The organism is Erwinia aphidicola, assembly GCF_024169515.1.
In the GTDB taxonomy this organism is placed as follows: domain Bacteria; phylum Pseudomonadota; class Gammaproteobacteria; order Enterobacterales; family Enterobacteriaceae; genus Erwinia; species Erwinia aphidicola.
Genome location: NZ_JAMKCQ010000001.1, coordinates 651457 through 667294 on the forward strand (window position 1 = coordinate 651457; position 15838 = coordinate 667294).

8 protein-coding genes, 2 tRNA genes and 3 rRNA genes are annotated in these 15838 nt (G+C 56.0%); 6 read left to right on the plus strand and 7 right to left on the minus strand.

Going from position 1 to position 15838, the window contains the following annotated elements:
- Positions 1-6: 6 nt before the first annotated feature.
- On the plus strand, positions 7-1542 hold the full coding sequence (gene emrB, locus J2Y91_RS02920) for a multidrug efflux MFS transporter permease subunit EmrB (RefSeq protein ID WP_253537247.1): 1536 nt from the start codon (positions 7-9) through the stop codon (positions 1540-1542).
- Between the two features lie 59 nt (positions 1543-1601).
- Here emrB and J2Y91_RS02925 read toward each other — a convergent pair whose 3' ends face one another.
- Complete coding sequence (locus J2Y91_RS02925; protein WP_099753747.1) at positions 1602-2639, minus strand: tRNA/rRNA methyltransferase; 1038 nt, start codon at positions 2637-2639, stop codon at positions 1602-1604.
- Positions 2640-2886: 247 nt separating this feature from the next.
- On the opposite strand from J2Y91_RS02925, the gene trxC reads away from it, so the two are divergent.
- The 5 genes from trxC to J2Y91_RS02955 all read left to right on the plus strand — a co-directional run bounded on the left by trxC (position 2887) and on the right by J2Y91_RS02955 (position 8658).
- On the plus strand, positions 2887-3306 hold the full coding sequence (gene trxC, locus J2Y91_RS02930) for a thioredoxin TrxC (protein ID WP_048915029.1): 420 nt from the start codon (positions 2887-2889) through the stop codon (positions 3304-3306).
- Positions 3307-3369: 63 nt separating this feature from the next.
- Entirely contained in the window at positions 3370-4083 is a 714-nt protein-coding gene (locus J2Y91_RS02935; protein WP_133622910.1) for a tRNA-uridine aminocarboxypropyltransferase, read from the plus strand.
- Between the two features lie 70 nt (positions 4084-4153).
- Positions 4154-6823, plus strand: a complete 2670-nt coding sequence (locus J2Y91_RS02940) for a bifunctional acetate--CoA ligase family protein/GNAT family N-acetyltransferase (protein ID WP_133622909.1) — start codon at positions 4154-4156, stop codon at positions 6821-6823.
- Positions 6824-6919: 96 nt separating this feature from the next.
- On the plus strand, positions 6920-8278 hold the full coding sequence (pssA, locus tag J2Y91_RS02950) for a CDP-diacylglycerol--serine O-phosphatidyltransferase (RefSeq protein WP_180276729.1): 1359 nt from the start codon (positions 6920-6922) through the stop codon (positions 8276-8278).
- 59 nt (positions 8279-8337) lie between these two features.
- The gene (locus tag J2Y91_RS02955) at positions 8338-8658 is read left to right on the plus strand and encodes a YfiM family lipoprotein (RefSeq protein WP_048915025.1); all 321 of its coding nucleotides are present in this window, start codon (positions 8338-8340) and stop codon (positions 8656-8658) included.
- Here the strand turns inward: J2Y91_RS02955 and J2Y91_RS02960 are convergent, their stop codons facing one another.
- The 6 genes from J2Y91_RS02960 to J2Y91_RS02985 all read right to left on the minus strand — a co-directional run bounded on the left by J2Y91_RS02960 (position 8659) and on the right by J2Y91_RS02985 (position 15550).
- Complete coding sequence (locus J2Y91_RS02960) at positions 8659-9960, minus strand: MFS transporter (protein WP_062818112.1); 1302 nt, start codon at positions 9958-9960, stop codon at positions 8659-8661.
- Positions 9961-10204: 244 nt separating this feature from the next.
- Positions 10205-10320: ribosomal RNA gene (gene rrf, locus J2Y91_RS02965) — 5S ribosomal RNA — on the minus strand.
- Positions 10321-10535: 215 nt separating this feature from the next.
- Positions 10536-13442, minus strand: a 23S ribosomal RNA gene (locus J2Y91_RS02970).
- Positions 13443-13649: 207 nt separating this feature from the next.
- Positions 13650-13725, minus strand: a tRNA-Ala gene (locus J2Y91_RS02975).
- A 134-nt stretch (positions 13726-13859) separates the two neighbouring features.
- Positions 13860-13936: transfer RNA gene (locus J2Y91_RS02980), tRNA-Ile, on the minus strand.
- Between the two features lie 73 nt (positions 13937-14009).
- Positions 14010-15550, minus strand: a 16S ribosomal RNA gene (locus J2Y91_RS02985).
- The 16S, 23S and 5S rRNA genes sit together here with 2 tRNA genes alongside, the layout of an rRNA operon.
- Positions 15551-15838: the final 288 nt, after the last annotated feature.

Below are 15838 nucleotides of genomic sequence, written 5' to 3' on the forward strand. Positions count from 1 at the left end.
GCTGTTATGGCGCGTAAACCGCTTGAAGGCACGCAGCTGGTCCTGATGACCATTGCGCTGTCGCTGGCAACATTTATGCAGGTGCTGGACTCCACGATTGCTAACGTGGCGATCCCCACTATTGCCGGAAACCTGGGGGCATCGAACTCTCAGGGAACCTGGGTGATCACCTCGTTTGGCGTGGCTAACGCCATTTCAATCCCGATCACCGGCTGGCTGGCCAAGCGTTTTGGTGAGGTGAAACTGTTCCTGTGGTCGACGGTGGCGTTTGCCATCGCGTCATGGGCCTGCGGCATGTCCGAAAGCCTGACCATGCTGATCTTCTTCCGCGTGATTCAGGGGGTGGTCGCCGGGCCGCTGATCCCGCTGTCGCAGAGCCTGCTGCTGAGCAACTATCCTCCGGCGAAGCGCAGTATGGCGCTTTCACTGTGGGCGATGACGGTGATCGTCGCGCCGATCTGCGGCCCGATCCTCGGCGGCTGGATCAGCGATAACTACCACTGGGGCTGGATCTTCTTTATCAACGTGCCGATTGGTGTGGTGGTAGTGATCCTTGCGCTGCAAACGCTGCGCAACCGTGAAACGGAAACGATAATCCGCCCGATTGATACCGTTGGCCTGGTGCTGCTGGTGGTGGGTATCGGCTGTCTGCAGGTGATGCTGGACCGCGGTAAAGAGCTGGACTGGTTCAGCTCCACTGAAATCATTATTTTAACGGTCGTTGCCGTCGTAGCCCTGGCGGTGCTACTGGTGTGGGAGTTGACCGACGACCACCCGATAGTGGATTTGTCGCTGTTTAAGTCGCGCAACTTCACCATTGGCTGTCTGTCGATCAGTCTCGCCTATATGCTCTACTTCGGCTCGATTGTTCTGCTGCCGCAGCTGTTGCAGGAGGTGTACGGTTACACCGCCACCTGGGCCGGGTTGGCATCGGCGCCGGTTGGGATTATCCCGGTGATCCTGTCGCCGATTATCGGCCGTTTTGCGCATAAGCTGGATATGCGACGGCTGGTCACCTTCAGCTTCATTATGTATGCAGTGTGCTTCTACTGGCGTGCGTATACCTTTGAACCGGGCATGGACTTTGGAGCATCGGCGTGGCCGCAGTTTATCCAGGGCTTTGCCGTGGCCTGCTTCTTTATGCCGTTGACCACCATTACGCTGTCAGGCTTACCGCCGGAGAGGCTGGCAGCGGCATCGAGCCTGTCGAACTTCACCCGTACGCTGGCAGGTTCGATTGGCACCTCGATCACCACCACCATGTGGAGCGATCGTGAGTCATTGCACCATGCTCAATTGACGGAATCGGTCACTCCGTACAGTACTAACAGCCAGGAGATGTACGCGAAGCTGCAACAGCTGGGGATGACCCACGACCAGGCTTCTGCGTATATCGCGCAGCAGATCACCAATCAGGGGCTGATTATCTCCGCCAATGAGATTTTCTGGGCTTCTGCCGGGGTGTTTATCCTGCTGCTGGTGCTGATATGGTTTGCCCGTCCACCGTTCGGTGCAGGCGGCGGGGGCGGCGGCGCGCACTAAATTGCCGGCATAAAAAAGGGGGCGACCACGTAAATGGCCGCCCCCTTTTTATCACTGCATCAGGCGTTCTGACGCCACCATTCAGCCAGCAGGACGCCGGTTGCAACGGAGACGTTCAGGCTTTCTACCTTACCGGTACCGCCGATGGAGACGCTGAGGTCGCCCTGATCGAACGTGCTGTCAGACAGACCATCGCGCTCCTGACCCAGCACCAGCACCATTTTGGCCGGCAGCTCTGCACGGGACAGCGGCACGCCTTTATGACTGGACGTGGTCACAATGGTATAACCGGCTTTACGGAACGCACTCAGACCGGCAGCAAAGCTTTCGCCGCTAATGGCCTGAACGTGCTCTGCGCCACCCTCTGCAGTACGCACCGCAGCGCCTGACTCCAGCATCGAAGCATCATCCACCAGCAAACCTTTGACGCCAAAATGCGCACAGCTGCGCATGATGCCACCCAGGTTGTGCGGGTTGCCGATATCCTCCAGCGCCAGCACGCAGTCTTTCTCACCTGCGGTTGACAGCCATTCGCTGACCGGCATGCCGGAGCGCTTTTTGATCAGGAAGCAGACGCCACCATGGTGCTCGGTGCCGGAGGCTTTCTGCAGTTCGGCTTCATCCACGGTGTGGTAAGCCTTGCGGTTAGCCGCCATATACTTCAGTGCTTCACGGAAACGCGGCGTAACGCTCTGGATAAACCAGGCGCGCACGATGCACTCCGGACGGCTCTGGAACAGCGCCTGGCAGGCATTTTCGCCATACACACGCGTCTCTTCCATACGCTGACGACGGATCTGCTCCGGGTCGATATAGCTTTTACCGCTGATACCGCCGTGATCCGGCTTATCGTCTGCTACTGCATTTGGCGCACGGGAAACGGTACGCCACGGAGAGTCAGAGTGCCCTTCGTCGCGATCGCGCCCGCCACGTGGCTTGCTGTCTGCATTTCGTGCCGGACGGCGCGCGCCATCCTGCTGTGGACGAGGAGCGCCTTTACCGGTACGGGGGTTCCCGCCCTTAGTGCTCTTCTCATCATCGCCGCGGACATACATCACTTTGACCTTGCCGCTCTTACCTTTAAATTCGTCGTTCATTTTTCCTCCACCTGGGCTGAGCGCGAAGCGCGCAGATTACCTGATGTGGCGGCGCTTAGCTATTAACTTCCAACAAAAGCCGCTGACCCGGGAGTGGGCCGTTCAGGCGCGCAGCCAGTTTGCCAGACATTACCTATTATACCCATTGAACAAATCGCGTTGTTCCACATTAACGGGGCCAGCATAATGCTGGCTGATTTACTGAAAATGCAGTAAGTAATCACTTACTACCAGACTGAGGTGAATAATGAATACCGTTTGTGCATCCTGCCAGGCCACCAATCGCGTCCCCGTCGAACGCGTGTCCGACGGCGCGAAATGCGGCCGCTGCGGCAATGACTTATTCGACGGCCACGTGGTGAATGCCACGGCGGCGACCCTGGATAAATACCTCCAGGATGACCTGCCGGTGGTTATCGACTTCTGGGCCCCGTGGTGCGGGCCGTGCGTCAATTTCGCTCCGGTGTATGAATCCGTGGCTCAGGAGCGCAGCGGGCAGATCCGCTTCCTGAAGGTGAATACCGAGGCGGAGCCGGAGCTGAGCGCGCGCTTCCGCATTCGCAGCATCCCCACCATTATGGTGTTCAAGCAGGGCCAGATGGCCGACATGCTGAACGGGGCAATGCCGAAAGCGCCGTTCGAAGAGTGGCTGAACGAAAACCTGTAAGCATCTGGCCGGGCATGCCCGGCCACAATCCGTTAGAATAGCGTTTTTCGCTGATGATCCAAGATGACCGATAACGCCGTTCTGCGCCTGCGCGCTGCCCGTCTCGCCCGTGCCACCCGCCCTTTCCTTGCCCGAGGTAACCGCACCCGCCGCTGCCAGCGCTGCCTGCTGCCAGAAAAGAACTGCCTGTGCGCGACGCTCAGCCCGCAGCAGGCGCGCAGCCGTTTCTGCCTGGTGATGTTTGACAGCGAGCCGATGAAGCCAAGCAACACCGGTCGCCTGATTGCCGATATCCTGCCGGACACGCTGGCGTTCGGCTGGTCGCGCACCGAGCCGGACCCGGCACTGCTTGCCGCAGTGCGCGATCCGCAGTATCAGCCGATGGTGGTGTTTCCCGCCTCCTACGCTGATGAGGGCCGCACGGTACTGAACAGCCCGCCGCTGAGCGGTAAGCCTCCGCTATTTATTGTGCTCGACGGCACCTGGACCGAGGCGCGCAAAATGTTCCGTAAAAGCCCGTGGCTGGATGCGCTGCCGGTGATGTCGCTTAACCTGACGCGCCCGTCCAACTATCAGCTGCGCGTGGCGCATGCGGCTGGCCAGCACTGTACTGCTGAAGTGGCGGCCGAGCTGCTGCTGCAGGCCGGTGATACTTCCGCTGGTGAAGCGCTGTTTCAGCATTTCGATCTGTTTCGCCAGCGCTATCTGGCGGGCAAGCCGCATCATCCACAGCAGGCGGCTGAAAATGATGACGAAAAAGCGCCAGCGATCAATTAACTGACACACCAGGCAACAACTTCGCCCGACAACAGGTAGAATTAACCCATCGTTGTCAGAGGGAACGAAGATGAGCCAGCGCGGACTTGAAGCCCTGCTACGACCGAAATCCATTGCGGTGATCGGTGCCTCGACCCGGCCAGAACGCGCCGGTTATCTGATGATGCGTAATCTGCTGGCCGGGGGCTTTAGCGGCCCGGTGCTGCCGGTGACGCCAAAATACCAGGCCGTATGCGGCGTGCTGGCCTGGCCCGATATTGCCAGCCTGCCGCTGTCGCCCGATCTCGCCATTATCTGCACCCATGCAAAACGCAATCTTGAGCTGCTTGGCGCGCTGGGCGAACGCGGCTGTAAAGCCTGCATTATTCTCTCCGCCCCGGAAGAGCAGCTGACCGAGCTGAAAGCCTGCGCCAGCCGCTGGCAGATCCGCCTGCTTGGTCCGAACAGCCTTGGCCTGCTGGCGCCCTGGCAGGGGCTGAATGCCAGCTTCTCGCCGGTGCCGATTACGCCGGGCAAGCTGGCGTTTATTTCGCAGTCTGCGGCGGTCTCCAACACCATTCTCGACTGGGCACAGCAGCGCCAGCTGGGCTTCTCGTGGTTTATCGCGCTCGGCGACAGCCTGGATATTGATGCCGATGACCTGCTGGACTTCCTGGCACGCGACGGCAAAACCAGCGCGATCCTGCTTTATCTCGAACATCTCAGCGATGCGCGTCGCTTTGTCTCCGCTGCCCGCAGCGCCGCCCGCAATAAACCCATTCTGGTGATCAAAAGTGGCCGCAGCCCGCAGGCACAGCAGCTGCTGCGCACGCACGGCGGGATGGATGCCGCGTGGGATGCCGCCATTCAGCGCGCCGGATTACTGCGCGTGCAGGACACTCACGAACTGTTTTCGGCAGTGGAGACGCTCAGCCATATGCGCCCGCTGCGCGGCGAACGCCTGATGATTATCAGCAACGGCGCGGCACCGGCGGCGCTGGCGCTGGATGCGCTGGATGCGCGCAACGGCAAGCTCGCCACGCTGAGTGAGCCTTTACTTACCCAGCTGAGCGCGCAGCTACCGGAAGGTATCACGCCCGGTAACCCGCTCGATCTGAAAGATGATGCAACTCCGGAACGCTATCTGCAGGCGCTCTCTCTGCTGCTCGACAGCCATGACCTCGACGCCCTGCTGATTATCCATGCGCCCAGCGCGGTAGCCCCCCCCACGCTGACCGCGCAAAAAGTGATTGAGCTGGTGAAGCAGCATCCACGCGGCAAGCAGCTTACGCTGCTGACCAACTGGTGCGGCGAGTTCTCATCCCTGGAGGCACGCCGCCTGTTTAGTGACGGCGGCATTCCCACTTACCGCACTCCGGAAGGCACCGTCACCGCGTTTATGCATATGGTGGAGTATCGCCGTAACCAGAAACAGCTGCGTGAAACGCCGGCGCTACCCGCTAACCTCACCGCCAATACCGCCGATGCGCACCGTCTGATCCAGCAAGCGCTGAGTGAAAGCGCCAGCACGCTGGATACCCATGAAGTGCAGCCGATCTTGCAGGCTTACGGGCTGACAACGCTGCCAACCTGGATTGCGGGCGACAGCGCTGAAGCGGTGCGTATCGCCGGACAGATTGGTTACCCGGTGGCGCTGAAGCTGCGCTCGCCGGATATTCCGCACAAGTCGGAAGTTCAGGGGGTGATGCTCTATCTGCGTAGCCCGGAAGAGGTGGAACAGGCGGCGAATGCGATTGTTGATCGCGTGCGGCTGACCTGGCCACAGGCGCGGGTGCATGGCCTGCTGGTGCAGAGTATGGCGAACCGTGCCGGGGCACAGGAGCTGCGCATTGTGGTGGAGCAGGATCCGCTGTTCGGGCCGGTGATTATGCTGGGTGAAGGCGGCGTAAGCTGGCAGGCCGACCGTCAGGCGGTGGTGGCCCTGCCGCCGCTCAACATGACGCTGGCGCGTTATCTGGTCATTCAGGCAATTAAGAGTGGGAAGATTCGCGGCCGTAGCGCTCTGCATCCGCTGGATGTCGCGGGACTGAGCCAGGTGCTGGTGCAGGTATCAAACCTGATTGTCGACTGTCCGGAGATTGTGCGGCTGGATATTCATCCGCTGCTGGCGAGCGGCAGTGAGTTTACCCTGCTGGACGTGACGCTCCAGCTGGCGGAATTTCACGGCGATGCCGAAGCCCGGCTGGCGATCCGTCCCTATCCACACTCGCTGGAGGAGGCGGTCGAGCTGAAGAATGGTCAGCATTGCCTGTTCCGGCCGATCCTCCCTGAGGATGAGCCGCTGCTACAGCAGTTTATCGCCCGGGTGACAAAAGAGGATCTCTACTATCGTTACTTCAGTGAGATCAATGAGTTCACCCATGACGACTTGGCGAATATGACTCAGATCGACTACGATCGGGAAATGGCGATCGTCGCGGTTCGCCAGCATAACGGCAGCGATGAGATTATTGGTGTGACCCGCGCGATTTCGGATGCCGATAATATTGATGCCGAGTTTTCCGTGCTGGTGCGCTCTGACCTGAAGGGATTAGGGCTGGGCCGAAGATTGCTGGAGAAGATGATTATCTATACGCGCCAGCATGGGTTACAGCAGCTCAACGGAATTACTATGCCGGGCAACAAAGGCATGGTGACGTTAGCGCGCAAGCTGGGATTTGCGGTCGAAGTGCAGCTGGAGGAGGGTATCGTCGGGCTTTCGCTACCGCTGCAATCCGCAGAGATATTTCTTGAAAAGTAAATCTCACCCTATCCGCACCAACTAATGGTATTATTCGCGGTTAGAGTGATGATTTTATGGCAAAAGGCCATTCCATGAACAGAGAAGAAACGCACTGTGATGTTGTCTAAATTCAACCGAAACAAACACCAACAGCACCTTGCGCAACTGCCAAAAATTTCTCAGTCAGTTGCTGATTTCACCACGCTGTACTCCCCGGCGGAATTTCGCGAGACGCTGCTGGAAAAAATTGCGTCTGCGTCCCGGCGCATCTGCATCGTGGCTCTCTATCTGGAAAATGATGAGGGTGGCCGCGCCATCCTTTCTGCACTGTATGCGGCGAAAAAACAGCGCCCGGAGCTGGACATCCGCATACTGGTTGACTGGCATCGCGCCCAGCGCGGCCGCATCGGTGCAGCCGCATGCGCCACTAACGCTGACTGGTACTGTGAGATGGCCGCGGAAAATCCCGGCTTTGCCATTCCGGTTTATGGCATCCCTGTCAATACCCGTGAAGCCCTTGGGGTGCTGCATCTCAAAGGGTCAATTATTGATGATACGCTGTTTTACACCGGCGCCAGCTTTAACGACGTCTACCTGCATCAGAAAGATAAATACCGTTACGATCGCTATCAGCTGATCGGCAACCGCGTGCTGGCCGATACCATGTTTAAATGGATCGATACCAACCTGATTCAGGCCGAAGCCGTGCATCGCCTCGACCAGGTTGAACGCCCAAAAAGCCCGGAGATTAAGAATGAAACGCGCCAGTTCCGTCAGGATCTGCGCGGTTTTGATTATCAGTTTAACGGCGATGCGAACAACGAAGAGCTGGCGGTCACCCCGCTGGTCGGGTTAGGTAAGCGCAGCCTGTTGAACAAAACCATTTTCCATCTGATGCCCTGCGCCGAACAGAAGCTGACTATCTGTACGCCGTACTTTAATCTGCCGGCTATTCTGGTGCGCAATATTATCTGGCTGCTGCGCCGGGGCAGAGAGGTGGAGATTATTGTTGGTGATAAGACCGCCAACGACTTCTATATTCCGCAAGATCAGCCGTTCAAAATTATCGGTGCGCTGCCTTATCTGTACGAGATTAACCTGCGACGCTTCCTCAGCCGTTTGCAGTATTACATCAACAGCGGGCAGCTGACGGTGCGCCTGTGGAAAGATGGTGAAAACAGCTATCACCTGAAGGGGCTGTGGGTAGATGACGAGTGGATGATGGTGACCGGTAATAACCTCAATCCGCGCGCCTGGCGCCTCGATCTCGAAAACGCGGTGCTGATCCACGATCCGCTCCAGCAGCTGACTGAACAGCGCGACCGCGAGCTGAGCCTGATCCGTGAGCACACCACGATCGTGCAGCATTTCCACGATCTGGAGAGCATCGCCGATTATCCGGTTAAAGTTCGCAAGCTCATCCGTCGCCTGCGCCGTATTCGTATCGACCGGTTAATTAGCCGCATCCTGTAAGCGACTATAATGCTCAAATCCAGCCCTGTTTTTACAGGGCTTTTTTATGGGAGTTGACGATGCGTTTTTTCCTGCTGGCGCTACTGTTAATGTGCAGCGGCTGTACTCATATGGCCCAGGATCGGTGGACCGGGCGCGATAAAGCGCAGCACTTTTTCTCATCGGCCTTTCTCTCCGCCGCGGGGAGTGCTTACGGCGAACGTCAAAACTGGAGTCCGGGCCACAGCGGCAGCTTCGGCGTGCTGTTTTCCGTCAGTCTGGGGGCGGCAAAAGAGTTTTATGACAGCCGGGAAGGCGGGAGCGGCTGGAGCTGGAAGGATTTTAGCTGGGATATAGCCGGTGCTGCCACCGGCTATGCATTATGGAATCTCGGCCAGTAACTACAGTTTCAGCCCTTTGCCTCTGCGATGGAGCATCAGCGAAACAAGGAAGGCAACGGCGCCCATGGCGGAAACATACCAGAAGAAGCTGGTTTCGCTGCCTGCCGCTTTCAGCGACAGCGCCACGTACTCCGCCGAGCCACCAAACAGCGCATTCGCCACGGCATAAGACAGGCCAACCCCCAGGGCGCGCACCTCGGGCGGGAACATTTCCGCCTTGAGGATCCCGCTGATTGAGGTGTAGAAGCTGGTGATCAGCAGGGCCAGCATGACTAATGCGAAGGCCAGAACCGGGCTGCTGACGGTTTGCAGCACGCTAAGGATCGGCACGGTACATACCGCAGCAAAGCCCCCGAAGATCAGCATCGAGTTGCGGCGCCCGATCTTATCCGACAGTGCGCCAATTAACGGCTGCAGCAGCATAAAGACAAACAGGGCTATCGTCATCAGCCCGCTGGCGGTCTTATGGTCCATTCCCGACGTATTCACCAGGTATTTCTGCATATAAGTGGTAAACGTGTAGAAGCTGAGTGAACCTCCGGCCGTAAAGCCCAACACCATGATAAAGGCGCGGCGGTGCTTCCACAGCCCCTTCAGCGATCCGGCATCTTTATGCCCGCGGGTTTTATCATCTGAAGTTTCATTCAGTGAACGTCGCAGGTAGAGCGCCACTATGGCCAGCGCTGCGCCAATAGCGAACGGAATGCGCCATCCCCAACTGCGCAGATCTTCATCCGACAGCACCTGCTGCAGTACCACCACCGTCAGCAAAGCCAGCAGCTGCCCGCCAATCAGAGTGACATACTGGAAGGATGCGTAGAAACCTTTGCGCCCTTCTATTGCCACTTCACTCATGTAGGTTGCACTGGTGCCGTATTCGCCTCCGACGGATAGCCCCTGGAACAGGCGCGCCAGCAGCAGCAGCACCGGCGCCCAGACGCCAATGCTTTCATAGCCCGGCAAACAGGCGATAACCAGTGAACCGAAGCACATCATGCACACGGAGATCAGCATTGACGTTTTACGCCCATGCTTATCGCCAATGTAGCCAAACAGCCAGCCGCCGATTGGCCGCATCAGGAATCCGGCAGCAAAGACGCCTGCGGTTTGTAACAGCTGTGTGGTCGGGTTGCCGCTCGGGAAGAAGATATGAGCGAAATAGAGTGAGCAGAATGAGTAGACGTAAAAGTCGAACCACTCAACGAGATTGCCGGATGAGGCACCGACGATTGCCCAGATGCGCTGGCGGGCGCTCATTGGATTTTGCGCCTGCGAATGTGTTTCGGTGATGGACTCTGCCATGTAATAACCTCGTAAGTTCTTTCCCTGCTTTAATAGCACCTAAGTTGGTTAATGTAACAGTTAACTCAAATGTGCGTTTGTTAAGAATTTGTTTTATAAGGATTGATTTTGTTTTATGTGAGCCAGCATTGATTATTACATAGTGGCAGAGAATGGCGAACAAGACCGAGGGAAGATAAAGGTAAGGGGATTCTGAAATGCAAAAAACCCCGGCCTTTCGGTCGGGGTTATTGCTTTATTTGATGCCTGGCAGTTCCCTACTCTCGCATGGGGAGACCCCACACTACCATCGGCGCTACGGCGTTTCACTTCTGAGTTCGGCATGGGGTCAGGTGGGACCACCGCGCTAAAGCCGCCAGGCAAATCTTGGTGCACGAAACGAATATTTTGCACTGCTGCTGCGTTGGCCGCGCTCGCAAAGTCAGTCACATACTTCAGTATGCTCCCTCCTTTCCTTCGCTTGCCGCCTTGCTTCAGCACAAAATATTTCGTTCCCGCTAAATTGTTATCCGGTCACAGGCTGAAAATCTCTTTTGCGTCTCTCATAACGCACACCAGAACGCTTCTGGCGTTGTAAGGTTAAGCCTCACGGGTCATTAGTACCGGTTAGCTCAACGCATCGCTGCGCTTACACACCCGGCCTATCAACGTCGTAGTCTTCAACGTCCCTTCAGGGGTCTCAAGGACCCAGGGAGAATTCATCTCGAGGCAAGTTTCGCGCTTAGATGCTTTCAGCGCTTATCTTTTCCGCACTTAGCTACCGGGCAATGCCATTGGCATGACAACCCGAACACCAGTGGTGCGTTCACTCCGGTCCTCTCGTACTAGGAGCAACCCCTCTCAATTCTCCAGCGCCCACGGCAGATAGGGACCGAACTGTCTCACGACGTTCTAAACCCAGCTCGCGTACCACTTTAAACGGCGAACAGCCGTACCCTTGGGACCTACTTCAGCCCCAGGATGTGATGAGCCGACATCGAGGTGCCAAACACCGCCGTCGATATGAACTCTTGGGCGGTATCAGCCTGTTATCCCCGGAGTACCTTTTATCCGTTGAGCGATGGCCCTTCCATTCAGAACCACCGGATCACTATGACCTGCTTTCGCACCTGCTCGAGCCGTCACTCTCGCAGTCAAGCTAGCTTATGCCATTGCACTAACCTCACGATGTCCGACCGTGATTAGCTAACCTTCGTGCTCCTCCGTTACTCTTTAGGAGGAGACCGCCCCAGTCAAACTACCCACCAGACACTGTCCCCACGCCGGATCACGGCGCCAGGTTAGAACATCAAACGTTAAAGGGTGGTATTTCAAGGTTGGCTCCACGCAGACTGGCGTCCACGCTTCAAAGCCTCCCACCTATCCTACACATCAAGGCTCAATGTTCAGTGTCAAGCTGTAGTAAAGGTTCACGGGGTCTTTCCGTCTTGCCGCGGGTACACTGCATCTTCACAGCGAGTTCAATTTCACTGAGTCTCGGGTGGAGACAGCCTGGCCATCATTACGCCATTCGTGCAGGTCGGAACTTACCCGACAAGGAATTTCGCTACCTTAGGACCGTTATAGTTACGGCCGCCGTTTACCGGGGCTTCGATCAAGAGCTTCTCCTTACGGATAACCCCATCAATTAACCTTCCGGCACCGGGCAGGCGTCACACCGTATACGTCCACTTTCGTGTTTGCACAGTGCTGTGTTTTTAATAAACAGTTGCAGCCAGCTGGTATCTTCGACTGCCTTCAGCTCCGTCAGCAAGTGACTTCACCTAGCGACAGCGTGCCTTCTCCCGAAGTTACGGCACCATTTTGCCTAGTTCCTTCACCCGAGTTCTCTCAAGCGCCTTGGTATTCTCTACCTGACCACCTGTGTCGGTTTGGGGTACGATTCGATGTTACCTGATGCTTAGAGGCTTTTCCTGGAAGCAGGGCATTTGTTACTTCAGCACCGTAGTGCCTCGTCATCACACCTCAGCGTTGATAAGAGTCCGGATTTACCTAAACTCTCCGCCTACATGCTTAAACCGGGACAACCGTCGCCCGGCTAACATAGCCTTCTCCGTCCCCCCTTCGCAGTAACACCGAGTACGGGAATATTAACCCGTTTCCCATCGACTACGCCTTTCGGCCTCGCCTTAGGGGTCGACTCACCCTGCCCCGATTAACGTTGGACAGGAACCCTTGGTCTTCCGGCGAGCGGGCTTTTCACCCGCTTTATCGTTACTTATGTCAGCATTCGCACTTCTGATACCTCCAGCATGCCTCACAGCACACCTTCAACGGCTTACAGAACGCTCCCCTACCCAACAATACTTGCGTATCGCTGCCGCAGCTTCGGTGCATGGTTTAGCCCCGTTACATCTTCCGCGCAGGCCGACTCGACCAGTGAGCTATTACGCTTTCTTTAAATGATGGCTGCTTCTAAGCCAACATCCTGGCTGTCTGTGCCTTCCCACATCGTTTCCCACTTAACCATGACTTTGGGACCTTAGCTGGCGGTCTGGGTTGTTTCCCTCTTCACGACGGACGTTAGCACCCGCCGTGTGTCTCCCGTGATAACATTCTTCGGTATTCGCAGTTTGCATCGGGTTGGTAAGCCGGGATGGCCCCCTAGCCGAAACAGTGCTCTACCCCCGAAGATGAGTTCACGAGGCGCTACCTAAATAGCTTTCGGGGAGAACCAGCTATCTCCCGGTTTGATTGGCCTTTCACCCCCAGCCACAAGTCATCCGCTAATTTTTCAACATTAGTCGGTTCGGTCCTCCAGTTAGTGTTACCCAACCTTCAACCTGCCCATGGCTAGATCACCGGGTTTCGGGTCTATACCCTGCAACTTAACGCCCAGTTAAGACTCGGTTTCCCTGCGGCTCCCCTATACGGTTAACCTTGCTACAGAATATAAGTCGCTGACCCATTATACAAAAGGTACGCAGTCACACCACGAAGGTGCTCCCACTGCTTGTACGTACACGGTTTCAGGTTCTGTTTCACTCCCCTCGCCGGGGTTCTTTTCGCCTTTCCCTCACGGTACTGGTTCACTATCGGTCAGTCAGGAGTATTTAGCCTTGGAGGATGGTCCCCCCATATTCAGACAGGATGTCACGTGTCCCGCCCTACTCATCGAACTCACAGCGAGTGCATTTTTGTGTACGGGAGTATCACCCTGTACCCTGCGACTTTCCAGACGCTTCCACTAATGCACCCGCTGATTCAGGTTCTGGGCTGTTCCCCGTTCGCTCGCCGCTACTGGGGGAATCTCGGTTGATTTCTTTTCCTCGGGGTACTTAGATGTTTCAGTTCCCCCGGTTCGCCTCATGCCACTATGTATTCATGACATGATAGTGTGACGTATCACACTGGGTTTCCCCATTCGGGTATCGTCGGTTGTTGCGGTTCATATCACCTTACCGACGCTTATCGCAGATTAGCACGCCCTTCATCGCCTCTGACTGCCTAGGCATCCACCGTGTACGCTTAGTCGCTTAACCTCACAACCCACAAGCGTCCCGAAGGACAGCATGCTGTCGTGAGCATTTGAGAGACTCGAACGCATCGTTAGTTTCATTCTTATTACGGAGAATGAACGCGACGCGTCGTTTCAATTTTCAGCTTGTTCCGGATTGTTAAAAAGCATAATACTTCGCAGCATGCTGTTATCCAGCACACTCTGAAGTATTTTATTTAGAAAAACAGTATGGTGGAGCTAAGCGGGATCGAACCGCTGACCTCCTGCGTGCAAGGCAGGCGCTCTCCCAGCTGAGCTATAGCCCCATACAGTCTTACAGAAACCTTTTACTACCATTACATTCCAAAGAAGAAATGTAATTTGTGCTCAGGCAAGGCATGCAGGAGGGAAGTTTACGTTGGTAAACGACCGAGTGCATAACGCCGCATGAGTGCAAATTTGGTAGGCCTGAGTGGACTTGAACCACCGACCTCACCCTTATCAGGGGTGCGCTCTAACCACCTGAGCTACAAGCCTGTAGAGGTTTTTCTGCTCGTTACTTTTTCATCAGACAATCTGTGTGGACACTACGCGGGAAGGTATCTTCAGGTAAGGAGGTGATCCAACCGCAGGTTCCCCTACGGTTACCTTGTTACGACTTCACCCCAGTCATGAATCACAAAGTGGTAAGCGCCCTCCCGAAGGTTAAGCTACCTACTTCTTTTGCAACCCACTCCCATGGTGTGACGGGCGGTGTGTACAAGGCCCGGGAACGTATTCACCGTAGCATTCTGATCTACGATTACTAGCGATTCCGACTTCACGGAGTCGAGTTGCAGACTCCGATCCGGACTACGACGCACTTTATGAGGTCCGCTTGCTCTCGCGAGGTCGCTTCTCTTTGTATGCGCCATTGTAGCACGTGTGTAGCCCTGGCCGTAAGGGCCATGATGACTTGACGTCATCCCCACCTTCCTCCGGTTTATCACCGGCAGTCTCCTTTGAGTTCCCGACATTACTCGCTGGCAACAAAGGATAAGGGTTGCGCTCGTTGCGGGACTTAACCCAACATTTCACAACACGAGCTGACGACAGCCATGCAGCACCTGTCTCACGGTTCCCGAAGGCACTAAGGCATCTCTGCCAAATTCCGTGGATGTCAAGGCCAGGTAAGGTTCTTCGCGTTGCATCGAATTAAACCACATGCTCCACCGCTTGTGCGGGCCCCCGTCAATTCATTTGAGTTTTAACCTTGCGGCCGTACTCCCCAGGCGGTCGACTTAACGCGTTAGCTCCGGAAGCCACGCCTCAAGGGCACAACCTCCAAGTCGACATCGTTTACGGCGTGGACTACCAGGGTATCTAATCCTGTTTGCTCCCCACGCTTTCGCACCTGAGCGTCAGTCTTTGTCCAGGGGGCCGCCTTCGCCACCGGTATTCCTCCAGATCTCTACGCATTTCACCGCTACACCTGGAATTCTACCCCCCTCTACAAGACTCTAGCCTGCCAGTTTCGAATGCAGTTCCCAGGTTGAGCCCGGGGATTTCACATCCGACTTGACAGACCGCCTGCGTGCGCTTTACGCCCAGTAATTCCGATTAACGCTTGCACCCTCCGTATTACCGCGGCTGCTGGCACGGAGTTAGCCGGTGCTTCTTCTGCGGGTAACGTCAATCGACGAAGCTATTAACTTCATCGCCTTCCTCCCCACTGAAAGTACTTTACAACCCGAAGGCCTTCTTCATACACGCGGCATGGCTGCATCAGGCTTTCGCCCATTGTGCAATATTCCCCACTGCTGCCTCCCGTAGGAGTCTGGACCGTGTCTCAGTTCCAGTGTGGCTGGTCATCCTCTCAGACCAGCTAGGGATCGTCGCCTAGGTGAGCCGTTACCCCACCTACTAGCTAATCCCATCTGGGCACATCCGATGGTGTGAGGCCCGAAGGTCCCCCACTTTGGTCCGAAGACGTTATGCGGTATTAGCTACCGTTTCCAGTAGTTATCCCCCTCCATCGGGCAGTTTCCCAGACATTACTCACCCGTCCGCCACTCGTCACCCAAGAGCAAGCTCTCTGTGCTACCGTTCGACTTGCATGTGTTAGGCCTGCCGCCAGCGTTCAATCTGAGCCATGATCAAACTCTTCAATTAAAAGTTCGATTTGCTGAAACAAGTTCAGCGGTGCTCATCTGTAAAACGTCATAATGAATTTCATTATGTGTTCACTCGTGAGGCTTGATATTTTTTACGTCCGGAGACGCTGATATCAATCCTGCGAGTGCCCACACAGATTGTCTGATAAATTGTTAAAGAGCGTTGCGAACAGTGCCGAAGCTTCCTGTCGCGAGGTGGCGTATATTACGCTTTCCTCCTTCGGAGTCAACTTCTTTTTGAGAAGTTTTTCCGGCGGTTCAGATACTTCCTGAACCTCTTAACACG